Genomic DNA, 22902 nt, shown 5'->3' on the forward strand with positions numbered 1-22902 from the left:
TTGTTCTTTGGTTCATCGCTCAGGGGTCTAAAGGGGCAAAGCGATGAACAATTTGACCAATGAGAGCAATTATTCAAACATCGCGTTAATAATATCGCGATAGCGTTCCGTAACAACGGGGCGGCGAATCTTCAACGTCTGAGTCATCATGCCGTTTTCCACAGAAAATGGCTCTGTAATCAGCCTAAAGGTGCCGATCCGGTCATCTGGGCGATAACCCGGACGATCTTGTACTTCCCGGTTCAATTCTTGCCGGAACAAGTTTTGTACCTCTTTACTATTTAAGTCAGACGTTGGCACAGAGCCGTCGTCATTGAGTAGCTGCAAGGGTAGTTTTTGCGAGTCTGCCCATTTTTGTAGGGCTTCCAGGTTAGGAACGATTACTGCCCCTAGCGATCGCTGATCTTGCCCTACCAGCATCATTTGATCGATATAAGGACTCCGCAAACAAGCATCCTCAATCGGCTGTGGCTCAATGTTTTCGCCATTTGTCAGCACAATTGTATCCTTGGCTCGACCCGTGATCACCAAATCGTTAACAGGAGTCAGCCAGCCCAAATCCCCGGTATCAAACCACCCTTCCGGATTAATCGCCTTTGCCGTCGCTTCTGGGTTTTTGTAATAACCGCGCATAATCTGCGGCCCTCGGATCATCACTAAACCCTTCTCGCCTTGAGGGAGAGGCTTACGGGTTTCTGGGTCAACAATCCGAACCTCCGTTTCCACCATAGGTTGCCCCGACGAACCCCGGAGGTTATGCCAGGGACGCCGCACGTTAGTTACAGGAGACGTTTCCGTCAAGCCGTAACCCACCAGCACCTCAACGCCAACAATCTCAAAGAAGGTGTCGATGTGCCGTGCTAAGGAACCCCCACCGCTGATTACTTGTTGAATCTTGCCGCCAGTTGCTTCGCGGACTTTTTGATAAACCAGCTTGTCTGCCAACCTATGTAGTGGTGCCAGGGCAACAACCTGACTCATCGCCCCCAAGCGTTCCCCAACCGAAGGGTTGAGGTTATCCAAGCTCAACCCCTGCACTAGACGCCGCGCCTTAATGTAGCGTTGGCTAATACCGAGAAACCTTTGTACCAATCGCTGCTTGTTCTCCGGTTGTTCGCGAAATTGCTTTTGCACTCCCTCATAAATTGACTCCCACAGGCGTGGTACGCCGACCATGAGCTGGGGTTTAAAGTCTTTTAGGTCTTTTTTGACATTACGGAGGTTGGTGTAAACCTGGGTGCATCCCTGGGAAAGAATGAAGTACTCTGCCGAGCGCTCGTAAGCGTGCCAGGTTGGGAGAATGGATAAAACAATACTCCCTGGCTGAGGTATTAATACAGTTCCGTAGCTGGTCACCTGATGCAGCAAGTTGCCATGAGTCAGCATGACGCCTTTGGGTTTGCCAGTAGTGCCAGAGGTATACAGAAGAGTGGCTAGTGTCTCCCGGTTGTGGTTGGCGGGGGTCAGTTGCTGGGAGGCTCCTGCCGCTAGCAGTTGAGAAAAGTTGACGATGTTCAGCGTTTCCTCTGTGGGAGGCTGTTCGTCAGAAAGGATCACGACAAACTGAATCGGCAGGGAATGAAGGCGATCGCGCAACTTCCCTAGAGTCTTCAGGTCTTCCACCACCAAAGCGATACTACCGCTATCTGCCAGGATATACAGCAGTTCTTCTCGTTCTGCTTGGGCACTCCGCACCACATTAGCCGCCCCAGCGGTCATAATTCCTTGGTCGGCAATCATCCACCGGGGGCTGTTGTCGGAAATCAGAGCAATTCGGGAGGGAATGCCTGCTTCATCCATCTCTGGCTTGAAGCCCAGCGCCTGCAACCCCGCCGCAAATTGCTGAATCTGCTGAGATAGCTGGCTGTAGGTTAGAGCAACTTCCGGTTTGGCATGGGGGTCTTTGAGCGCAACAATATTGTTGAAGCGCTTGGCAGCCAAGGGCCAAATTTCCGGCAGAGACTGCACAAATGACCAATCGGCACCCTTTTTAAGGTTTTCACGCTCTTGCGTTGCCATTGGAGTAGGAGAATTAGGAGGGCGGTTTTTTAACATCACTCAATCCCCTGTAGAGTTAATCTACTTTCTTTTTCTTAAAAATACTCCTCTGTCGGCTCAAATCGGTTCCTAGGAGTGGACAGAATCCGATTTGTCAGTGTTTGGTGAAGAGAGTTGGGAGAAAGGATGAAGGATGAAGTATGAAGTATGAAAGGTAAGAGGTGCTCCCCTGCTCCCCTGCTCCCCTGCTCCCCTGCTCCTCTACTCCCCTAGGTTCTGCTCAACATCTTGACTAGGTTAGGCATTCCTGCGCCTTGGTGGTAGCGATCGCGTTTTAAGTCGGTGCAGTGGGACAGTAAGATTTCTTTAACGCGATCGGGATAGCCGATGAATTCCTGACGCACTGAGAGGAAGGCGGCAATAATGCCGGAAACGTGGGGACATGCCATGCTGGTGCCGCTCATTTCTACATACTCCGATTCTTGGGGGTTTTGCGAAAAATGAGCATTGGCGGAAATAATTCGCTCTCCCGGTGCAACTAGGTCGGGTTTGGCGCGTCCGTCAGCGGTGGGCCCTCGCGAGGAAAAGTAGGAAATGCCGTAGGTGTGGGGTTGTGACTTGTGAACCGAACCGACAGCGATCGCATCTTCTAAGTTTGCGGGGTCGCCGATGGATAGATCGAGGTTCACTTCGGCGCTACCATCCAAGGTTTCGATCAAAATCCGCCCTTCATTCCCCGCCGCAATGCACACAACAACCCCCTGACGCCACAGCCGCCGCAGTTCTCGACAGATGGGAGAGTGACCGCATCCATAGACGGTGGGGTCAAAGGAACCGCCCAGGCTGAGGTTGACGCCGTGAATGACTAAATTGGGCGAGGAGTCATTGACGCTGGCAATGTGGTCTAGCGCCTTGATAATCCAAGAGTCATTGCCAAAGCCTTCGTCATCCAAGACTTTGTAAATATGCAACTTTGCTTCTGGTGCCATGCCTCGCAGCGTTTCATGTTCGTCTCTGCCTGTACCCGCAATAATGCCAGCTACGTGGGTGCCGTGTCCGTTTCGGTCTGTCGCATTACCCGCTGGGGGTTCCCCTACCTGGGTACAATCCCACTGCTGCACGATGTTTTTGTAGTTGTAGAAATGGGGATGATTGGCGTTAATACCCGTGTCGAGAATTGCCCAGCTAATGCCCCGACCCGTTGCTCCGTATCCAAGTTGGGCGGTGTGCGCTTGCACGGTGTGGGTGGAGGTCTCGAGCAGGGCACGCTTTTGGGTGTTTTTCCAGATCCGAGCGAAGGGCAAGTTTTTATACTGAGCTGAGAGGCGGTCTATTTCTTCTGGAGTTAAATTGGCGGCAACATAGCGACGCAGAGGGTCAATGTTTGCCTCCTCTGAGCCATTTGTGAGCTGCTGCAACTTGTTGATGAGGGTTTTTTGTTTATCAACGGAGGTTGCACCCGCAATTTCATCGCTGAGTTCGATCAAGACAGGGATTCGCTTGATTGGGCCTGCCATCTCTGCTGCCACATCGCGAGCAATCACAAACGATGCAATCGGTTGAGCGAAGGTTGTCCCTACTACCTCTTGCACCGCCTGCTGCACAGCTTTTGTACTGAGATAACCGACTCCCGAATGAGCGGCATTGAGGTCAAAAAAGCTGAAGACACCGCCGCGCCGTTCGGTGTTCTCAATCAACAGGTCTACAATACTGCCATCAAAGTCATCATTGAGGTCTTTGTCAAACGCTACGGCATCAAAAGCGTCACAAAAATTCTTCCAACTCCTCACCTGTTGGGGAACTTGCCAGGGTTTTTCCACATTATCTTTAACGGCTTCGATAGCCAGGGGAGAACCCAGCGTCACCAATAACGGCACTTCCAGACCCGCACTTTCCATCTGACGCAGCACGTCGTAGGCGATAATCGACCCCATACTATGACCGATTACTACGTAGGGCCCTTTTTCTGGAATGAGAATTTGACGCAATCGTTGTTGAATTTGCGCTTTTTGCTCGGCGTCAAAGAAGTACGCCGCCGCATCTTGTATAAAGGTTGTAGTGACCCATTCCGTAATTTTTCCGCGCACTGGATCGGGTAAGAGCCGCAACTTTGCCTGAACTTGCCGCGCCCTAATCGCCCGTTCTGATTCCTGATTCAGAATTTGTCTAGCCGCCGCCTCAGCAAAGGCTTGGGCTTCTGGCGTATCCGGAACGAGTAGTTTACTTTCCTCAATAATTTCAGCATCACTTAAAGGACGTCGCAGATCGGCTGTAGCAGCGATCGCTAATGCACTTCCCTTCTGTCCGGTAGGTGGGATAGGCTGCGGGTAGCGGATATCTGCCCAGTAGGCAAGACGCGTCCGCGCTCCCATTTTTGTCCCAAATAAAGCTTTATCCCAACTCTCTTTAAAAATCTCCGGCGCGGGTTTGTTTCCTATGCCATGAATGTAAACGACAGTGAGGTTTTCCATTGTTTGCATTTGATTGATATTTGTTGACTACAGTATCCCGATTTAGTCATTAGGAATACTGTTGTTAAAGCCACTACGCTGACGTAATCCTAAATTCCGATAAAGTTAATATTTGTTCAACTTTGGGTATTAATTGGGAAATCAGCTGTCAAGCTTGTAGCCAGAAACACGCCCTTCTAAGTTAGCGATCGCTCCTTTCAACAACTAGCGTGTAACTTTCCTCAAAAACTCTCTTTTCTTCTCTCCGTGTCCTCTGCGCCTGGTGTGGTTCGTTTTTTTACTTCATTATTAAACGATATCAATTGATTTGATCTGCAACATTTTTTAAACAAACCGCAAAGAAAAGAGAGTAGAGCATTTCGTAAACTATTTAGGATTGTTATATAAAGAGAAAATCTCCGTTTTTAGAGGTTATTTATAGATGAAAAATTAGAAATAACGTTTAGTAAATTAGGTATCTTTTACCCGATTGGGTGACTTAACCACTACGGGCATTGTTAAAACGACTGGCTAAAAAGCGATCGCCATTCCATCCACACAGGATTCTGAACCTGCCATCAGAACCCCGTTTTGGCGCAAAATAATCTGACCAAATAAATATAAAGGATGTTGCATAGCGTGAGGATGAAATTAATCAGGGGAGCGGCGATAGGCGATGGGGAATTAGCGATTGGCGATTAATAATGCACAAACCTGTCGTATGGACGGGTATGAGTTATCCCTATTGAGCGATGAAATCTAAAAGGAAAATTTCGACAATATTAGAAGTTATTCTTTGAAATCCTAATAGTTTTGAGGATTTTTTAAATTAAAGCAGGAGGTAAAAATATGGTTTTAGGACAATATCGGCGAGGGATTGGTGTATTTTCTCGACGCCAAGATGCGGAATATGCCATGCGGGAACTGCAAGAGGCTGGGTTCCCGATGGATAGAGTGTCTGTGATTGCCAAAGATTTAGATCACAAAGACTTTGAGGGAACTGACCTAAATAAGAAGTCTGGAAACGAAGCCGGAGAAGGGGCTGCAATTGGTTCAGTCACGGGAACTGCCTTGGGAATGCTCGGTGGTTTACTGGCAGGACTTGGCAGTTTGGTGATTCCTGGTGTTGGCCCTGTAGTGGCAGCAGGAAGCATCGGAACGACCCTTGCCACTACTTTAGCTGGCGGCGGCATTGGTGCTGTATCTGGCGGTCTTGTAGGGGCGCTGGCAGGTATGGGAGTTCCCGGACACCGGGCAAAAGTTTACAGCGATCGCCTTTCTCAGGGTGACTACCTGGTGATCATCGAAGGTAGAAGCGATGAAATTATGCGGGCAGAAGCAATGCTGCTCAACAACAGAGGGATTGAGGAATGGGGAATATACGATGCCCACAAAGATGACCCGGCTGCCCTCAACTTACAAGATAAGCAGGCTCAGGGATACTAAGCTACTAGGTACTTAATTTATCGGTTTTGGTAAATGGGGAGATGAGGAAAACATCCTTCATCCTTTCTCCCCTACTCACCGACTCAGGACTAATTACTGGCTTGAGGCTCTAGAACCCAATCGCTGCGTGCTTTTAATCAAGGCACGCAGTCGTTGTTGTAGGTACTTAATATTCGGCGTTTGAGTGCCGTAGCGCCAGCTTACGTAAGCACTTGAGATTTCGTCGATAATTTCTGCTGAAGCGGACTGAAGGTGTTGCCGTAACCCCAGAGCGTATTCGCTAGGGGTTTGAGCGGGGTGTTTCCTATAGCCTTTGGCTCCTAAAGTATGGAGCATTTGCTGATATAGCCTTTCCATGGGTGGAAGTTTCGACAACCAGCGATGGTAGCGCCAGTTTTTCCACCGATCCCAACCTAGCCAACCCAAGAAACCGAGAGCGATCGCTAAAATCAGCCCGATAAATAAGCCCACCCAACCGCTAGATACGAGTGACCACAGCCAGGAAACTACTCGGATGAGCGATCGCAGAATTACACTCCAGACGTTAGCAACAAAATTTGTCACGGGTGAAGGTAACCACCCGGCTACCCAACTCCAAAACTGCCGCAAGACCCCAAAGGTTTGTGATTCTTCGATGGAGGGGGGGAATAATTCGTGACCGGGAATCGGGTCAAAGGCAAACCAGCCGTAGTCGGGAAAGAACACCTCCGTCATCGCGTAAGCATCGGTGTTCTTCACAATGTACAACCCAGTAAAGGGATTAAACTCACCCGCGCCAAACCCGACAACTAACCGTGCCGGAATGCCAATCGAGCGCAGCATGATGGTTAAAGTCGTAGAAAAGTGGTCTGGGTAGCCGCCTTGGTTTTTGAAGAGAAAGGCTTCTACTAGGTCTTCATCCTCTGCGAAAAAGGGTAAGCCGAAAGGATTTTCGGGAATGGAATACCGCTGTTTGAGCGCCTGAGCCAAATATAAGGCTTTCTCGTAGGGGGAGGTAATCGGTCGGTTGGAGGTGGCGAGGAGTTCTTCGGTGCGCTGTCGTACCTTCTCACCAATCGCTGGGGGAACACCCAAGTAGTTTTTTTGAATTGATTTGGGGTAATCTTCGCCTGCTTGTTGCAGCAGGGAGCGATCGCGATAGGGAACTTCCGAAATGACCGTGTAGGTTAGTCCTTCAATTAAACCGAGAGGCGATCGCAAACCCCCTTCTGCATCAATTGTCACTTCCCGCGTCGGAAAATAAAGTTCCCTGGGATAAGCCAAAGCCGGAATTAAGTTCGGTAACTCAGAGACAGCCGTATAGCTTTGAATAATTTCTTTTGTTCTACCCGTTGTCGGCGCTAGGGAAAGAAAAAAGCGATAAGACCATTCAGGGCGCGTCACCTTCAGCAGTTGTTTATCCCGCGAAATTTCCCACCCTTGACCTGTATAGCGGTCAAAAGCTAGAACGCGCCAGAAGCCCGGTGCTTGAGAACGCACCCGCATCACAACTTTCGGCTTTAGCTCTCCGCGCAGATTTTGGTTTATCTGGCTACTAAAACCGTAGTAAAACGTGTCATCAAGTTCCCCTTGTCCCCGTGTAGGCGATCGCCCTGTTTCTCCGCTACCACTACCGTCTTCTCCCTCGCGCTCGTAGCCAGGGTTGATAATGCCGCTATTACTTCCCTGAAAATTCTGCTCATCAAAATCAACAGGCGCACTTACGGGAAATGTCCGCAACTGGTAGCCGGGAAATCGGGGCATAAAGGCAAAAATCGTCAGTCCTAATGCCAGAATCACCAATAGAAATAGCCCTAGACGCTGGAGTGATAGAGGCGAGGCGTTTTGTAGAGATGCGCCACGGCGTTGCTTGAGTTTTATGGGAGATAGCCCCAAACGGGAGCGGTAGTCTAGGATGAGAACCGGAAGTGCGATCGCCAAAAACACCAGCAACATTGGTGCAAAGGTTAAGGTTTGCGAGAGAGTACCCGCCACCGCCACCAAAATTAGCCCAATCACCATCGAGTAGCCCAAGTCCTTGCGGCGGGGCAAATCAAAGCTGTGGAGAACTTGTAGTTGAATCAGTAACTCTGCCAGCACCAGGCGCGTGTCATTAAGCTGGGCAAACAAATTGCCAAAGAACGCTGCCATCGCTAGCAGCATCCCAATCGCTAAAGCGAATTTGACCGGGATATTGCGCTCTCGTCGGCGAAACCCACTCCAGGTTGCACCGACAATACTCAGCGGAACTGCCCACAAACTCGTCTGGGTTCCCGCTGCAATATCTGTGGCGATAATTCCGACTACCACCATTGCCTGCACCAACACCCGCAGCAAAATTGAGTTTTCCACTTCCGGTACGGGCATTGCTTCTAAGCGTTGCCAGTACTGACGAAAAACAGGTAGATGCCGCAGTTGCCCTAGCCTAAAGGAGTTTGTCATTTGTCAGGTGTTAGTTTTCAAAAGTCAGTTATTTGTGTTCATGGTTCATTGCCAGGAGTGCCACTAGCCAAGAAAAAAAAACAACGGACAACTGATTAACTATATTGTCGGACAAATAGCAAAAACTAGTGGGGCTTGTTCTAAATCCTGGAAACGAATTTCTAACGGATAAGTTTGATTCGCCTGTAAATCAAAGGATTCTACACTTAGGTAGCCGGGGTAGGTACGCTCGGCGGTGGCGGTGGCTTGCGGGGTTCGCAGCGTCAGACTGCCACCACGAGGCAGCCGCGTCGTAATCTGCAATTTCGGAGTTTGCCCTTGTAATTGATACTCTGCCTTTAATGTCACCATTCCCGCCGCTGTTTCCCACTGCCGTTCTACAGGGCTTTGGTTGGGGGATACAGAGACACTTAGGGCTTTGATGATCTCTTTGGCGGCTAGCATTGCTAGGGTCATTTGTTGTTCAACCGCCGCTGATTCGTAACTGTTAGGTAGAGATTGGGGTTGTCCTGGTGAACGACTCGGATACATTAACACCATCCCTGCCAACTGGTTGAGGGACTCAGAGCAGTCAGGAAAGAGGTTGGTTACAGCACCCACCAATTTGGCTCCCAGTTGCCGCCGCGAATACACGGCTTCCGAGCAGGCGTTGAGTAGTTGCGAGAGGATCGCTTCGGGTACAGGTACAGGCAGAGTTAGCTTAGAAAGCTGAGGCATCCACAATCGAACAGAAGGAACCCAGTTTTGTTCGACAACGTCAATCTTTTCGGGTTCATAATCAGAAATTTCTGTCTCCCAGGGAAATAGGGGGGGACGAGCTTCAATTTCTGATTGCAGGCGACGCTTCAAAAGCGCTTGAAAACGGTTTTGCACGGTTTGCATTTCTTCCAAGTTACGAGGTTTATGCCCGGAAGCCGCTTCATCAGTCTCAGAGAATGCCAGAGTCAACTCGTCACAATCCAACTCATCACAATCTAATAAGTCTAAGCGATCGCTCTCCCATTCTGCCCCTGCGCGATCGCCTGCACTACCTGATTGTGATTCAAGGGGCGAGGGGGCTGAGACTGGCTCTTGGAGGAGCCAAGCGATTAAACGGCTATATAGGGCTTCGGAGGAATTATCCATGTCACTATTCATCCTTAGATGCACCTGCTCCGGATACTGAAGAATTGCGAATTTCCCAGGCAAGCTCAAGTACCTTTAACCATTGTTTTTCCGCCTGATTAACGGTGCAACCAATGGCTTGTGCAATTTCAGAATTGGAGCGTCCTGTTTGTTTCAACTGAAGTAATTCTGACTGCTGGGAGGTAGTTTGTGCCTGCAAAACTTGCCATTCTTGCGGAGTTAGTCCTAAGTTGTGCTCCAAATCGGCTCCTAGCCATTGATGCACCAGCTCCCAGCGATGAGACAAGGCAAAGCGAATCAGATGATATTTGAACCGCTGCTGTAAGTAGTCACGTTGCCGAGGCGTTAGCCCCATCAAGGCTTCAATTTCACTGGCTGGGAGGTCTTTTAGACGATAGACAAAGTACTCCGCACAATCGGATTGCTGACGTTCTTCTAAATATTGCAACAACTCCTCAGTCACTGTCTCCCGCAGGTTAGCTTCCAGGGGATCGGGTTCCGCCGCCACCATCATCTCTCGTACCTGCTGTACGGCGGTATCATTCCAAGATGTGTCAGACTCCAGGATACCGCCTTCGGCAGCGGTGTCCATATCGACAGAGGTTTCTATCGGTTGCGAAGCCGTGAAAGTTTGCGCTCGCAGGATAATCAGTTGCTGAGAGCGGCGACGAGGTAAGGGAATGCGACGCTTTCCGTAACGCTCGGTAAATGCCATATACTCCGCTAGCTCTAGCAGCGTTCGGGGGGAATAGGTCGCATCCATAGCATTTTCCCGCCGAAAGGCATTCAAGGACTCCGCATAAAACCCCTGTAAGAAATCTTCAATCAACGTCAGCCTCGCTTGGTAGCTGAGGGGCATCTGTTGTCGGCTAATGTAGCGGTAAATGATCGCGCTGAGGGTACTTTGGAGTTCAACTCTGCCCCGATGGGAGCCTAAGTGGTAGAAGTGCAAACATTGCTTGAGGCGATGATTTGCTAAAGTCATCGCCCAGCTTTCCACTTCTCCAGAGTCTTGAATACGCTGACTTTCGTTACAAATACGGTTGACTTCGTTGGCTAGACGTGCTGCTACAGCACGACAGTCCGGAACTGACGCCCGCGTAGACTGCTGAAACTGGTCAAAGAGCGGTTGAAAAATTGCCTCCACGTCCTGGCAGATTTTCCCCATGCTTAATTGTTGATAGTTCATCAAGACCCTAACATACCTAACTCCCACCGTTCTAATCTAGGTTTAGACTGCATATAACAGCACAGTTAAACCTTACAATTGCTTGTCAATATGGATTTAGACCAACAACTTCAAGCCCTGATTGAAAATGCCCCGTCAGATGGTCGGACTCCGGAAGCGATCGCAGCAATTGCTCCGGTACTTAAACTCTTTGCTAGTCAGTTGCAGCATTTGGAGTACTACATTCTCCAAACCCTGGACGAGGGTTGGGTGCTAACGACCCTCAGTAACCGCGCACAACCCGATGTAGAAAAAAACGTCCTTTATGCCTTCCCAACTCTCAAAGATGCTGCTGATTTTCAGGTAGAGCCAGACCCTCAGATTGTTGCCTTGCCACTTCCAGTCACTCACATTCTGTTCCAAATGTTTGCAATGGACATCGTTAATAGTACGGTTTTCTTTGAAACACCGGGGAACCTTGCCAGCGGAACTGAAGTGAATCGCGAAGACTTGCAAAACCTTATCCATTCCCAACTCCAGCAAATGCGCTCTGTACCCAAAGCCCAGCCCAATCCGATTCCCCCTGACATTGCTTAATAACTTGTTACATATCTGGCAGGATCAGGGAAACACGCCTCGACGTGAGTTCAGCGTTCGACTGCCCTTCGGCAGGTGGAACACTGAGCGTTCGACTGAGCGCTCACGCCGAAGTCTTGTCGAAGTGCTCAGGAACCGCGCTCAGACGTTCGGCGAAGCTCAGTGGTCGCTGAGGCTTCTCGAAGCGTCGAGCCGCGAAGTCCAAACGGGAGCGGAGGAGTAGAGGAGATGGGGTAACTAGGTAAAACCCTAACCTAGAACCTATAACCCCTCACCCTTCATACTTCATCCTTCACCCTTCATCCTTCATACTTCATCCTTCACCCTTCATCCTTCATCCTTCACCCTTCATCCCACTCCTTCACCCGGCGGTACAACTGAGTAGACTGCTGTATTTCCTTTAAAATCTGCTCTTGCTCCACCTGAGCTTTTCGTATTTTCTCGGCGTCCTGTCGAATCTGCTCGGCATACAGCCGCGCTTGCTCGGTATATAGCCGCGCTTGCTCGGTATACATCCGCGCTTGCTCCTCGTGCTGCCGAAGTTGCTCGGTATACACCCGCGCCTGTTCTGCTGCCTGCCGCGCCTGTTCTGCTGCCTGCCGTACCTGTTCTGACGACTGGCGTCCTTCTTCATCAACTTGGCGCTGCTCTTCTTGGTCTTGTCTCCTCTGTTCTGCCTTGTCTCGCTTCTCTTCCTTCTGCTCAAGCGAATCCTGCTCAGAGCGCTGTTGCTTGTTTATCTCCATAACGGCTCTTTCATCCCTTACCTGCAGTAAACTACCTACTTAACGACCAACTTTCTAGTTTTTGCGTCGATCTTATCAATTCAATCGCAGTCACTTGTATAGTTTTTACACTCAAGGATTCAATTTAGCGGTACTGTATCAGTACTATTGCCGTCCTCAATATTTGAACCCTTTTTGTGATTGCAATCTATCCTGGCAGCTTTGATCCGATTACCCTAGGGCATCTAGACATTATTGAGCGGGGCTGCAAGCTCTTTGAGCGGGTGATTGTGGCTGTACTCCGCAATCCCAATAAATCGCCCTTGTTTTCTATACAGCAACGTGTAGAACAAATTGGTCTTTGTACCCAACATCTACCAAATGTAGAAGTTGATAGCTTTGTTGGATTGACCGTGGAATATGCCAGACTGAGGAATGCACAGGTGCTACTGCGGGGTCTACGGGTGCTTTCTGATTTTGAGAAAGAACTCCAAATGGCTCACACCAATCAAACCCTCTGGGATGAGATTGAAACTGTGTTTCTCGCCACGTCCAACGAGTACAGTTTTTTAAGTAGTAGTGTAGTGAAAGAGGTTGCCAGATTTGGCGGCTCTATCGATCATCTTGTTCCTCAGCAGGTTGCACTGGATATTTGCCAATGTTACGCCGAGACCAATCCCGAATTGATCCCCCCGACCGCGACAGACAAAGTAATCAAGGGGAGCCACCTCAGAGCCGATCGGGAGGCATAGATATCCAACAGGAACTAAACCGGATCGAGGATATTATCTTTGACAGCCGCCCTCACATCCCCTGGACTAAATGGACAGTGGTGGATGAGGAATTGCTGCTGTCTCAGCTCGATTTGGTACGGGAAAATCTCCCCGTAGCCTTTGAGGAAGCCGAAAAAATCGTTCGTCAGCGCGACGAGATTCTCCTGCAAGCCGAAGAGTACGCGCAGGAAATTATGGATGCGGCGGAACGGCGAGCTGACCAGATTTTGGATGAGCTAGGCATTATCCAGCAAGCGGAACTGGAAGCCAACCAAATTCGGCAACGAGTCCAACAAGAATGTGAAGCGATTCAAGAACAGACGCTCTCAGAGATTGAGCGGATGCGCCTGCAAGCCCAACAGGAGATGGAGCAAATTCGGCAGTTAGCCCTGGCGGACTGTGAAGATATCCAAAACGGAGCAGACGACTACGCCGATCGCGTTCTCGGTAGTATTGAGACTCAGCTCAATGACATGCTCCGGATTGTTCGCAATGGGCGAGATGCTCTGCTCCCTGATATGATTCCCCCTAGACGCTCCCCAGACAGTGATCCTCCTGGGGCATCTGGTTTGCGTTCAGTACCTTCCCCAAAGAAAAATTAGCCGTTTTTGAGTGGGGAATGTACAGGGACAATTCCGAATTTTCCACTTCAGATGACGCCGCCACAAAGATGATCTGGTTCGCTGGGAAGCCCTCACCATATATTGATTTGGCGAGGGAGGATGTCACCGATCAAGAGCTAAATACACTCCCCAAATTGCCATTGCTCGCAGGTAGTGACTGGCGCGGAACGTCCCCACCGCCGTAATGGCTTCGGGGGTTCTAAATTGTAAGCCGTTTTCGTACACTTGCTTGACGACGGCTTCGGTAAGTTGCATGGCTTCTGCTTTCATCCCCATCTGCACCAGATAAGCTGCCAATCCGAAGTTGATCCCCGTCCAGACTTCTAGGGGATGAGTAGCGTTAGGGTTTTCTGGCGAACCATCCGGTCTGACGCCATTGGCTGCCCCAAATTCACCCTGATGGAACTTCAGAAAGCACGACTCGTACACCGTCTTGAGAGCCGACTCGGCGTATTCCTGGGGGACAATATCAGGAAGCCCTAACAAACGGGCGTAAAACTGACCGCAAAGTTGGTCTGCCATCACCACATCCGAGCCGCTTTCACTATCGAGCTTGTAGTATTGACCGTTCCAGAGAGTTTGGTGATAAAGGGGTTTAGCTTGTTCTAACCACTGATGATAGTTGCTAATCGTTGCTTGAATTGATTCGGGATCATAAGCGTCCGTAAACTGCGGCTGCATGGAGGGGTTATTCAGTAAGATTTCGCCAATAGCGATCGCGGCTTCCAAGGCGGCTAACCACAAGCCACCACAGTAGGCACTAATCCCCTGCAACTGCCAATCATCAAAGGTCTGATCCGGTGCCCCAGAGTTTTCCGGAATGCCATCCCCATCTTTGTCAAAGGTTTTCAAGTAGGCAAGCGCCTTGACAATCGCACTCCAGCATTCCCACAAAAATTCCGTATCTTTAGAACCCGTGAGAACGAAGTCGCGATACACCTGCAAAACAAAATCGCAAGGCAAATCTTTCCACTGATTGCAATCTTGGTAACTGGTATAATTGGTTTTTTTCCACGGATGCTCGTTGGGTGCGCCTAGGTCATGGGGTGTGGCATCTGCTGTTTTACGAAGGGCGAATGCCTGGTTGTAACCGATCATTCTTGGTGTATCGTCGCTAGTAGGAATTGCCCTAGCAAAGGCTTCCAGCACCGCTTTATCCAACCGGGGAAACAGCATCATCAAGGCAAAGGAGCCATAAAGTCGGACATCCAGACTTTCGTACCAGCGGTAATCTAGGCATTCCAAAACGCCGAATTGCCCCACGGGATCGTGCTCGTCTGCTGCCGTCCACAATGTGCCACCATCCGTTAGGAGGTACAACTCGTTGAACAGCGCCATTTTGAACCAGTCTGGTAAATCATCCCGCTGCAAAATTGGAGCTTGCCAAGACTCAATGCGCTCTTGCCAAAGTTCATCGTGCTTGAGGGCAGTCCGGACGATGGGCCAAGCATTGTTGCCGCTGCGTCCAAAGAAATCGGTGTAGCGGCGGTAGTAGTTAATTCCTGGGGCAAATTCGGTAACGGGGAAGTCCCACGCCAGGATAAAGGGAATCTTGCGCGTTTTGCCAGGACGGATGGTAAAGCGAATAGCGATCGCGGCGGCAATCTGCTCTCCAGGAGAGGCTGGCGTTTCATCCTGGGTATCTCCTAAGGTGCCATTTTGGGCAAAGGTTCCCCAAACTTGCGCCCCATTACTGGCTGGGTTCCAACGACTGTGATAAAACACTTCCGTCGCCGGATTTGTAATCGTAGCGATACACAGTTGTCCTTCGCCCTCTCGAACCTCTTCATCCAATCTCACCCGGTCTAGCAAACAACCAACCCGGTAGTGGTCTTGAATCCATTGATTAAAATTCCCGGTACTATCTCCCCAACGAGCTTTGTACTCATATTCCGGGCTGCCGTCATCCCGCACTCGCACCTGGGGATTTTGTACCGCATTCGTAAACCAGCCCACCATATTCTGCCAGGTGAGCATAATACTCAGCGTAATCGGCGCATCCGTGGGGTTATGAACCGTCCACTCAAAAATCGCCACCGGATAGCTACTTTCTTGATAGCATCCTGCCCAAACGGGAGAAAACTGCTCGCAGGTTAGTTGCGTCTGAAAGACACCCTCATAGGCAAACCAACTGCGGGGATATAGCGCATGGTAAGTCCCTGAAGATTCTCCCTTGCCTTCCTTGGGATACCATTGCCACCAATCTAACGTCCCATCTGCGGGTGGCTCCGTACACATGGCATACGCTTGGGAGGGCGCATTCTCTGATTGCTCAAAAACACTAAATTGACAGGCTGGGAGGCTTTTAAAGACGTGTTCTCCACCATCTATATGCCAGAGATTAAACTCTCCCCGTGGCGATCGCCCAATGCAACCCGCTCCAAAACCGCCCAAAGGCATTCCATGCCAAGGGCCATCGTCAAGATTGCTAGGGTAACGGACAGTGTAGGGCTTTTCCCAACCAAGACCGAGGGGACGCTTCCAGCTACACTCAGGAATTTTTGGGCGCGGAGGTGGCGAAGGGTGATAAATCATTCCCTGATTTTACAAAACAATAAGCAAAGCCCACCTCATTTATGGGTGGGATGTAGCGTAGGCACTTTTAAGTGCCGTCAGTGCTAGGGGTTGGGGGCAGCCTATCTATCCAATCCTCTATTAGCTGGGTCATTGTCTTCTTTTTTAGGCTGGCGTGTTGCTTTAGCTTTTCTAAACGGCTTTCCTCAATTCGCAGGCTTAGAGGTTTTTTCTGCATAATATCTATACGTTGTGTGGATACACAATATCATTAAAGGCATGAAAACCCTGAAGTTTAAGCTGTACAGTCACAAGCGGAATAAACACCTCAAGCGGACAATCAATGCCGCTGGTGTAATTTATAACCATGGGATTGCCCTGCACAAGCGGTACTACCGGATGTGGGGAAAGCACTTGAACTGTGCAAGGCTTCAGAAACATATTGCCAAGCGGCGGAAGCGTAACCCATTTTGGCAGTTGGTAGGTTCTCAAGCTGTTCAGGATATCTGTCAACGGATCGACAAAGCCTACCAACTGTTCTTCAAACATCACAAGAAAGGGGTAAAGCCGCCAGGATTCAAGAAGGTCAAAAAGTACAAATCATTCACCCTCAAGCAGGCTGGATACAAGTTTCTAGGAGGGAATCGAGTCAAGATAGGAAATCGGGTATATCAATACTGGAACTCAAGAGAGATAGAGGGAACTATCAAAACACTAACCATCAAGCGCACCGCATTGGGTGAGCTGTTCATGGTTGTGGTTGTTGACGGATATTCAATTCCAGAAGTCACGTTCGAGACGGGTAAAATAGCTGGATTTGACTTCGGGTTGAAGGTGTTCCTCACTTGCTCAGATAGCGTAGCGGTAGCGACGTTAGGAGCGTCAGGCTTCAAGATTGAGTCACCATTATTCCTAAAGTCATCCCTCGCCACACTCCAGAAAGCGTCCAAACAGCATTCTAGGAAGCGCCAAGGGTCAAACAACCGAGAGCAGGCAAGAAAACATTTAGTTCGCTACCACGAGGCTATTAGCAATCGTCGGCGGGACTGGTTCTGGAAGCTGGCACACAAGTTAACTGACGAGTTTGATGTGTTGTGTTTCGAGACACTAAACCTCAAAGGGATGCAACGGTTATGGGGACGAAAAATTAATGATTTAGCGTTAGGGGACTTCCTGCAAATACTGGAATGGGTAGCGTCGAAGAAAGGGAAACAGCTCATCTATATTGACCCCTGGTATCCATCCACTAAAACTTGCTCTTGCTGTGGTCATGTCCTAGACTCTCTAGATTTATCGGTTAGACGTTGGCGCTGTCCATCCTGTCATTCGGTCAATGACAGGGATGAGAATGCCAGCATTAATATTAAAAGAGTTGGGAGTTCAACTCTAGGCGTAGGGGATGTCAGACAGGAGTTACTCCTGCAATCCCTGCTCGATGCCTGAATCCCACGGATTCAATCCGTGGGAGTGGCTCAAGGCGTTTAACCAGGTAAGTCATTGGTCTGCCGTTAGTTGTTCTGCAGTGAAGGGAGGTGAGAAGGTTCAGGAGTGACTTAGCGATCGCCAAGTGCGGCAGACGTTCCCAGGATTAACAACTGCATCGGGGCGTTCCTCTAACCCCAACTCAATCAACACCTGTCAACGTCAGGCTGGGACTGTTGAGGATGGGAATCAGAGGACGGTGGTTCGCGCCTCAGTCTCTATGACTAGAGAGTACCTAAGAAAGAACCCGCAGCAACGGCACCTAACCAACCTGCGACTTTAACAAGAATTGGCTTTGCTTTTATAAATAGAGTAGTGCCTGCTTCTGCTACCTTGCTGGCTTTTTCCAGTTCTTCTGCTACGCCTTCTAGGTTAATTTTTGCCCGTTCTTTATTCGGTTCCTCTTTATCAAGTGCTTTTTTCGCCGCACTTAGGTAAGTGGTGGCTTCTTCTTTCGTGTCAGCAGGAATTTCTGACTCCTTAATCCTCTGTTCGAGTTCTGCCAATAGTTGCAATACGTCTTGTTGAGAAAGCTGTTTGCCTTCTGATGCAGCCGCTTGCATGGACATTGTTTGCTGATTGTTGTTACCGATAGCGGCTTGCTGTCCACCACTCATTGAACCTGTATTAGATTGAGAAATGCCACCAGGATTGTTTGTCATAATACCTACCTGTTCAACTTGTGTATTTGTATAAAAACTTGGACGCTGTAGCGCTGTTTCTATCATGTTTTCTAAGCTCGAAATTCGATTATCTTTCTCAGCTATAAGTGCTTTTACTTCTGCCTCAGTTAGGGCTTTTATCTCATTGTAAGTTGTGAAATACTCGGCACTGAGCTGAGAAAGGTCGGCTTTTGGAGCCGTTGTCGCACGCAGTAAAAACTTATCCTTACCTCGCTTCTCCATCGCCACAATCTCTAGTTCGGCATCTGGATTGTTTTCCGCTAATTGCTTGAAGGAAATTGCAATGGCACGAGGGTCAACGCTTTGGTTGTGGTAGAGGTCGAGAGTATCGATAATCGGCTTGATAAAGTCAGCAAAATCCCCGTCCTCAAACTCCTCTTCCCAGTTATCCGGTTTGCGGCGGGGGTTGGGGTCATCCTTTGTCGGTAAGCGCATGAAAACACATCTGCATCTAACCCCCTGCAACTTAGTACTACTGGTGATGCCCCAATCTTCAATCGTGGCTCCGGTGAGGGTTGCACCTGTTAAATCAGCTTCATCTAATTGGGTTTGTACTAGTTTTGCTCTCGATAAGTCCGCGTCTTGCAAGTTCGCTTCGCTTAAATCAGCGCCGATAAAGCTGGCATCGGCTAGGTTTGCACCTTATAAGTTGACTCCGCGCAGGTTTTGGCGGTCAAAGTTTTGGTTTTGGTCTTGTTCCTGTCTAATCAACAACTGCCGCACTTTTGCGTCTTGCAGGTAAGTTGTACCAGGGCGAATGCGGTCAAGTTTTTGAGTGTTGCGCCAGCAAGTCCGGGTGAGGTTAGCTCCTCTGAAATCTGTACTCTTAAGGGTGGCTTGAGAGAAGTCAGCCTCGGTTAAATTTGCATTGCGGAAGCTGGTGCCTCCTGTGGCAGCAAAGGAAATCGCGATCGGGCGAACCCAGACGTGCTTTTCATCTCCCGCCAAGCCTCGCCAGCCAATGTAAGCTCCAGCTCCAGCTCCAGCTCCAGCTCCAGCTCCAGCTCCAGCGACAGCTCCAGCTCCAGCTCCAGCTCCAGCGACAGCGAAAGCTCCAGCTCCAGCGACAGCTCCAGCGACAGCGAAAGCTCCAGCTCCAGCGACAGCGAAAGCTCCAGCTCCAGCGACAGCTCCAGCGACAGCGAAAGCTCCAGCTCCAGCTCCAACGGCAGTGTTAAGACCTTTGCGGATAACAACAATCCAGAAGACAATGATTAGACCGAGAGCAACCCAACCAGCGACAATAGAGTCAGAGTCGCTATTGAATATGAGTGATACCAAAAGTGAGGGGAACCAGCTGAGTATTCCTGAAAGTGCCGACACCAGTAAAGCCAATACGGTTAAACCCGTTTGCCATCGCCGCTGTAGTCCAGCTTTTGCCCCACAAAACTTGGCATCTTTGAGGTAAGCATTCGTAAAATTTGCCCCTCGAATATCCGCCTTAATAAAGTCTGCTCCCGACAGGTCTTTCCCTTTGAACGATTGACCGCGAAGATTTACACGGCGAAAATCCCTTTCCCCTGCTGCATATCGTCTCAGCACCTCTTCCGCTTTCATGGTCTTAACTTTGGGTATCAGTAGGGAGAATATTGTCTAGAGTGAAATCTTTGCAAACGCTAAGGTTGCGTCGCCTTCGCTGCTATACAGAGCGCGATCGCATCTACAGACAGAGTTAGCGGATCTGTTATCTCACCAGCTCCCAGGTAATCAAATTCTATAAAAGGTAGATACAGGAGCAAACGGCGCAGATTCGGAAAATACTGAATGTTGCCCTTGGGGAGTGTTTTCAAACTGCTCCGTCAGATTTAGATCCCCTCCAGCCCCGTTAAATCAAAGCGAAGCAACATCTGGCTCCCCCTTTTTTAAGGGGGGTGAGGGGGGGATCTAAACGGGGGGAGAATTTAAAATTGTTTAACTCGATAGCTTACTGCCGCCTATTCTCATCAGGAAACTATATCAGCAGGACAACCGGGTTTTCGCTTCGCTTCTAAATAATCCGCAATGAGTTCTTGTAAACGTTGTTGTCCAAAACTACGATAGTGACCTGGGAAAACTACTTCAACTGGAACCTTCTGTAAGCGTTCGTAAGTTGCTAAATAAGCAGAAGGATCGCTTCCAGGTAACTGGTCTAGTAGTTCTCCGTCATAAACCACATCTCCCGAAAATAGTTCTTGGTGTATCGGATCGTACAGCGCGATCGCTCCTGGAGAATGACCAGGCAAATGAAGGACTTCCAAAGCGCGATCGCCTAAATCAATCACATCACCGTCGTGTAAAATCTGGCTAGGTTCCACTCCTCGAAAGCTATACTGCATGACAGTAAACTCAGGATAAGGTAGCTGGGTAAAATGCTCATCTAAAATCCACCCCAGGGAGGGGTCACACAAAGTTGCCACTGCATCAGCACAACCTAACGCCTCGGCTTCTGCGGCATGAATAGCAGTACGCTCAAATTCATAAAGTCCGCCAGCATGGTCAAAATGAACGTGAGACGCGATCGCCAGTAGCGGTTTATCGACTAAAGAAGCGATGTGCTGACGTAAACTTGCAACCCCTAACCCAGTATCAATCAAGAGGTCTTGGGTTTGTCCTTTCACTAGCCAAAGATTGGCGCGATTCCATTCCCAATAGTGAATCTCATTAATACAGTACAGTCTATCGTTGATTTTGCGGGTGGCAAACCAATGGTTGCAAACGGGCTTATTACTTTTCATAGATTTTTTTTGCTATACTGTTGCCTTCTTAAATTAGTTTTGTTTATCTATAAGAATCGTAGCTAAACGCACAGAAAACGCAGATAAACTCCACATAAATTGACTAAATCAGTAGTTCATTTGCTCTGGTTTGCCAAGGCTTATTAACAAAACTTACAATGAAGTTTTGACTTATGATTTCTGGAAAATATTCACGAAGACGAACGCTCCAGTTAATAGGTGGTGTAGCCGGAGGCGCATTACTTCATGCTTGTACCAAGCAAAATAAAACTACTTCCCCAGGAAGTTCTGAGTCAATGTCTTTTACCCTGGGCGGTACACTTTGGATCGGTCTAACTCCATTTTTTATTGCCCAAGAAAAAGGTTTCTTCGCCGAAGAAGATTTAACGGTAGATTTTAAAGGATTTTCCTCAAGTGCTGATTATAATGCTGCCTTTTTAGCCGGACAACTTAATGCGGCGGCTCCCGTCACCTCAGAAGCTGTGTCTTTAGCAGCAAAAGGGAAAGACTATCGCATTGTCTTAGTCGAAAGTATCTCCGTAGGTGGGGATGGAATTCTAGCTCGAACTAAGATTAACAGTGTTAAAGATTTTAAAGGCAAAAAGATTGCAGTTGAGCAGGGAACAGTCAGTCATTTCTTCTTACTGCAAGTACTAGAAGAAGCTGGACTATCTGATGCTGATGTCAAATTTGTTAACGCTCCCCCTGCTGCTGCTGCTGCTGCTTATCAAGCGGGAAATGTGGATATTGCCGTAACTTACTCACCGTATATGAATCAGGCGGATAAGGCTCAAACCGATGGGCGAATTATTTACGACTCATCAAAAATGCCCACCGCAGTAGCGGATGTTTATGCTTTTGATACACAATTTATTGAAGAAAATCCCCAAGCAGTTGAAGCCTTTGTACGAGGAATATTTAAAGGAATTACCTTTTTAGAAGAACATCCAGAGGAAGGGTTAGCCATTGCTGCAAAGAAGTTTGAGGTGACACCAGAAGCTCTCGCTGCTGACTTAGAAGGGATTCAACTTCCTGATGCGAAAACCAATCTAGAAATGCTGGGGAATTCTCAGAGCGGTCTCTATTTGCTGAATCCTTTAAATAGGCTAGCAACATTCCTCTCCAAACAAGGGCAAGTTGAGGAAGTACCTCAATTAAAAAACTTGTTAGAGCCTCGGTTTGTTGAAGCTGTAGTTAAAACACAATAAACAGGCATTTCAGTCCCACTTAACCTGATGAATTCTTAAATACTCTGCTACACCAGTACTATTGCATCTGTAACAATGATTCAATCAACTTCTAGGCGTAAGCGTTACCTACAACCTTCTGTATTTTGGAGTATTCGACAAGGATTTCCAAAGTGGCTTAGTTTACTTCTCACCCTAATTGCAATACTTTTCCCTTTAGGGATTTGGGCAATCTTGAGCTACGGGGGATTTGTAGACCATCGCTTTCTCCCTACTCCCACAGCCGTTTTCCAAGCCGGAGTAAAAATGCTCTTTGAGGAAGACTTGCTGGTGGATATTTTAGCAAGTTCCAGTCGAGTCCTAGCAGGCTTTTTATTAGCAGCCCTAGTAGGTATTCCCATTGGTATCGCGATGGGAACGTTTTACAGTATGGAGAGCTTATTTGGCTCTTTTGTCGGCATTGTTCGTTATATGCCCGTCGCCGCTTTTATGCCCCTAATTGTGCTATGGGCGGGGTTAGGAGAATCTGCCAAAATTTTAATTGTCTTTTTGGGAATTGTCTTCTACAACGCCATCATGATTGCTGATACAGTAAAGTTCATTCCTAACGAAATGCTCAATGTTGCCTATACTCTGGGGGCAAACCGCCTTGATTTGCTCTTTCGAGTTATTTTACCCGCAACGCTTCCTGGAATTTTAGATACTCTTCGGGTCAATGTTGCAGGAGCTTGGAATTTTTTAGTAATTTCAGAGTTAATCGCAGCACAAAATGGTTTGGGTTTTAAAATTATCTACTCTCAGCGATTTCTTCAAACTGACAAGGTACTTTTCTGTATCGTTGTAATTGGTTTAATTGGTCTTTTTATCGATTACTTATTCAAGTTAATTGCTCGTATTACCTTGCCCTGGGTGGAACGTTCCGTTTAAAGGTAAGTAGCAATAATTTCAGCAGATTTTACCTCTCACCAGAATGCCAAATTAGTGGATTTAACGTAA

General features: G+C 48.6%; 17 protein-coding genes. 7 read left to right on the forward strand and 10 right to left on the reverse strand.

All coding sequences use genetic code 11. The features are described from left to right. Positions 1-69: 69 nt before the first annotated feature. Both AC5JR3_RS07995 and AC5JR3_RS08000 read right to left on the reverse strand, forming a co-directional pair. Positions 70-2055 carry an AMP-dependent synthetase/ligase gene (locus AC5JR3_RS07995; protein ID WP_495844701.1) on the reverse strand — a complete coding sequence of 662 codons (1986 nt, stop codon included), beginning with the start codon at positions 2053-2055 and terminating at the stop codon, positions 70-72. Between the two features lie 212 nt (positions 2056-2267). Further along, a complete protein-coding gene (locus tag AC5JR3_RS08000) occupies positions 2268-4469 on the reverse strand; it encodes a S8 family serine peptidase (protein ID WP_495844703.1) in 2202 nt (733 codons plus the stop codon). 828 nt (positions 4470-5297) lie between these two features. Between AC5JR3_RS08000 and AC5JR3_RS08005 the strand changes: the two genes are divergently transcribed. Beyond that, positions 5298-5894 carry a general stress protein gene (locus AC5JR3_RS08005; protein ID WP_495844704.1) on the forward strand — a complete coding sequence of 199 codons (597 nt, stop codon included), beginning with the start codon at positions 5298-5300 and terminating at the stop codon, positions 5892-5894. A 93-nt stretch (positions 5895-5987) separates the two neighbouring features. Here AC5JR3_RS08005 and AC5JR3_RS08010 read toward each other — a convergent pair whose 3' ends face one another. The 3 genes from AC5JR3_RS08010 to hetZ form a co-directional block, all read right to left on the reverse strand. Continuing rightward, the gene (locus tag AC5JR3_RS08010; protein ID WP_495844706.1) at positions 5988-8315 is read right to left on the reverse strand and encodes a transglutaminase TgpA family protein; all 2328 of its coding nucleotides are present in this window, start codon (positions 8313-8315) and stop codon (positions 5988-5990) included. Positions 8316-8414: 99 nt separating this feature from the next. Next, complete coding sequence (locus AC5JR3_RS08015) at positions 8415-9440, reverse strand: hypothetical protein (RefSeq protein WP_495844708.1); 1026 nt, start codon at positions 9438-9440, stop codon at positions 8415-8417. Between the two features lie 4 nt (positions 9441-9444). After that, on the reverse strand, positions 9445-10608 hold the full coding sequence (gene hetZ / locus AC5JR3_RS08020; RefSeq protein WP_495844769.1) for a heterocyst differentiation protein HetZ: 1164 nt from the start codon (positions 10606-10608) through the stop codon (positions 9445-9447). 111 nt (positions 10609-10719) lie between these two features. On the opposite strand from hetZ, the gene AC5JR3_RS08025 reads away from it, so the two are divergent. Further along, positions 10720-11205, forward strand: a complete 486-nt coding sequence (locus tag AC5JR3_RS08025; RefSeq protein WP_495844710.1) for a hypothetical protein — start codon at positions 10720-10722, stop codon at positions 11203-11205. A 341-nt stretch (positions 11206-11546) separates the two neighbouring features. Here AC5JR3_RS08025 and AC5JR3_RS08030 read toward each other — a convergent pair whose 3' ends face one another. Further along, complete coding sequence (locus AC5JR3_RS08030; protein ID WP_495844712.1) at positions 11547-11951, reverse strand: hypothetical protein; 405 nt, start codon at positions 11949-11951, stop codon at positions 11547-11549. A gap of 176 nt (positions 11952-12127) precedes the next feature. Here AC5JR3_RS08030 and coaD point away from each other — a divergent pair, with 176 nt between their 5' ends. Together coaD and AC5JR3_RS08040 are read left to right on the forward strand one after the other, a co-directional pair. After that, positions 12128-12682, forward strand: coding sequence for a pantetheine-phosphate adenylyltransferase (gene coaD / locus AC5JR3_RS08035; RefSeq protein ID WP_495844714.1), 555 nt, complete (start codon positions 12128-12130; stop codon positions 12680-12682). Continuing rightward, complete coding sequence (locus AC5JR3_RS08040; RefSeq protein ID WP_495844716.1) at positions 12589-13305, forward strand: F0F1 ATP synthase subunit B; 717 nt, start codon at positions 12589-12591, stop codon at positions 13303-13305. The genes coaD and AC5JR3_RS08040 overlap by 94 nt, the downstream gene beginning before the upstream one ends. A gap of 123 nt (positions 13306-13428) precedes the next feature. Here AC5JR3_RS08040 and AC5JR3_RS08045 read toward each other — a convergent pair whose 3' ends face one another. Continuing rightward, positions 13429-15861: a GH116 family glycosyl hydrolase gene (locus AC5JR3_RS08045; protein ID WP_495844718.1), complete on the reverse strand. Its 2433-nt coding sequence runs from the start codon at positions 15859-15861 to the stop codon at positions 13429-13431. A 258-nt stretch (positions 15862-16119) separates the two neighbouring features. On the opposite strand from AC5JR3_RS08045, the gene AC5JR3_RS08050 reads away from it, so the two are divergent. Next, positions 16120-17283: an RNA-guided endonuclease InsQ/TnpB family protein gene (locus AC5JR3_RS08050; RefSeq protein ID WP_495844720.1), complete on the forward strand. Its 1164-nt coding sequence runs from the start codon at positions 16120-16122 to the stop codon at positions 17281-17283. Positions 17284-17546: 263 nt separating this feature from the next. Here the strand turns inward: AC5JR3_RS08050 and AC5JR3_RS08055 are convergent, their stop codons facing one another. The 3 genes from AC5JR3_RS08055 to AC5JR3_RS08065 all read right to left on the reverse strand — a co-directional run bounded on the left by AC5JR3_RS08055 (position 17547) and on the right by AC5JR3_RS08065 (position 20719). Continuing rightward, positions 17547-18593, reverse strand: a complete 1047-nt coding sequence (locus AC5JR3_RS08055; protein ID WP_495844722.1) for a pentapeptide repeat-containing protein — start codon at positions 18591-18593, stop codon at positions 17547-17549. Between the two features lie 54 nt (positions 18594-18647). Continuing rightward, positions 18648-19562, reverse strand: coding sequence for a pentapeptide repeat-containing protein (locus tag AC5JR3_RS08060; protein WP_495844724.1), 915 nt, complete (start codon positions 19560-19562; stop codon positions 18648-18650). A gap of 386 nt (positions 19563-19948) precedes the next feature. Continuing rightward, a complete protein-coding gene (locus AC5JR3_RS08065) occupies positions 19949-20719 on the reverse strand; it encodes an MBL fold metallo-hydrolase (RefSeq protein ID WP_495844726.1) in 771 nt (256 codons plus the stop codon). Between the two features lie 296 nt (positions 20720-21015). Between AC5JR3_RS08065 and AC5JR3_RS08070 the strand changes: the two genes are divergently transcribed. Continuing rightward, positions 21016-21927 carry an ABC transporter substrate-binding protein gene (locus AC5JR3_RS08070; protein WP_495844728.1) on the forward strand — a complete coding sequence of 304 codons (912 nt, stop codon included), beginning with the start codon at positions 21016-21018 and terminating at the stop codon, positions 21925-21927. A gap of 75 nt (positions 21928-22002) precedes the next feature. Beyond that, on the forward strand, positions 22003-22833 hold the full coding sequence (locus AC5JR3_RS08075) for an ABC transporter permease (RefSeq protein ID WP_495844730.1): 831 nt from the start codon (positions 22003-22005) through the stop codon (positions 22831-22833). The last annotated feature ends 69 nt before the right edge of the window (positions 22834-22902 follow it).

This window comes from Kastovskya adunca, from assembly GCF_059505785.1.

Coding starts and splice junctions, on each gene's coding strand:
- AC5JR3_RS08065 (WP_495844726.1), bottom strand. CDS start 20,719: ATGAAAAGTAATAAGCCCGTTTGCAACCATTGGTTTGCCACCCGCAAA.
- AC5JR3_RS08050 (WP_495844720.1), top strand. CDS start 16,120: ATGAAAACCCTGAAGTTTAAGCTGTACAGTCACAAGCGGAATAAACAC.
- AC5JR3_RS07995 (WP_495844701.1), bottom strand. CDS start 2,055: ATGTTAAAAAACCGCCCTCCTAATTCTCCTACTCCAATGGCAACGCAA.
- AC5JR3_RS08015 (WP_495844708.1), bottom strand. CDS start 9,440: ATGGATAATTCCTCCGAAGCCCTATATAGCCGTTTAATCGCTTGGCTC.
- AC5JR3_RS08060 (WP_495844724.1), bottom strand. CDS start 19,562: ATGAAAGCGGAAGAGGTGCTGAGACGATATGCAGCAGGGGAAAGGGAT.
- AC5JR3_RS08010 (WP_495844706.1), bottom strand. CDS start 8,315: ATGACAAACTCCTTTAGGCTAGGGCAACTGCGGCATCTACCTGTTTTT.
- AC5JR3_RS08040 (WP_495844716.1), top strand. CDS start 12,589: ATGTTACGCCGAGACCAATCCCGAATTGATCCCCCCGACCGCGACAGA.
- AC5JR3_RS08005 (WP_495844704.1), top strand. CDS start 5,298: ATGGTTTTAGGACAATATCGGCGAGGGATTGGTGTATTTTCTCGACGC.
- AC5JR3_RS08030 (WP_495844712.1), bottom strand. CDS start 11,951: ATGGAGATAAACAAGCAACAGCGCTCTGAGCAGGATTCGCTTGAGCAG.
- AC5JR3_RS08070 (WP_495844728.1), top strand. CDS start 21,016: ATGTCTTTTACCCTGGGCGGTACACTTTGGATCGGTCTAACTCCATTT.
- hetZ (WP_495844769.1), bottom strand. CDS start 10,608: ATGGGGAAAATCTGCCAGGACGTGGAGGCAATTTTTCAACCGCTCTTT.
- AC5JR3_RS08000 (WP_495844703.1), bottom strand. CDS start 4,469: ATGGAAAACCTCACTGTCGTTTACATTCATGGCATAGGAAACAAACCC.
- AC5JR3_RS08045 (WP_495844718.1), bottom strand. CDS start 15,861: ATGATTTATCACCCTTCGCCACCTCCGCGCCCAAAAATTCCTGAGTGT.
- AC5JR3_RS08025 (WP_495844710.1), top strand. CDS start 10,720: ATGGATTTAGACCAACAACTTCAAGCCCTGATTGAAAATGCCCCGTCA.
- AC5JR3_RS08075 (WP_495844730.1), top strand. CDS start 22,003: ATGATTCAATCAACTTCTAGGCGTAAGCGTTACCTACAACCTTCTGTA.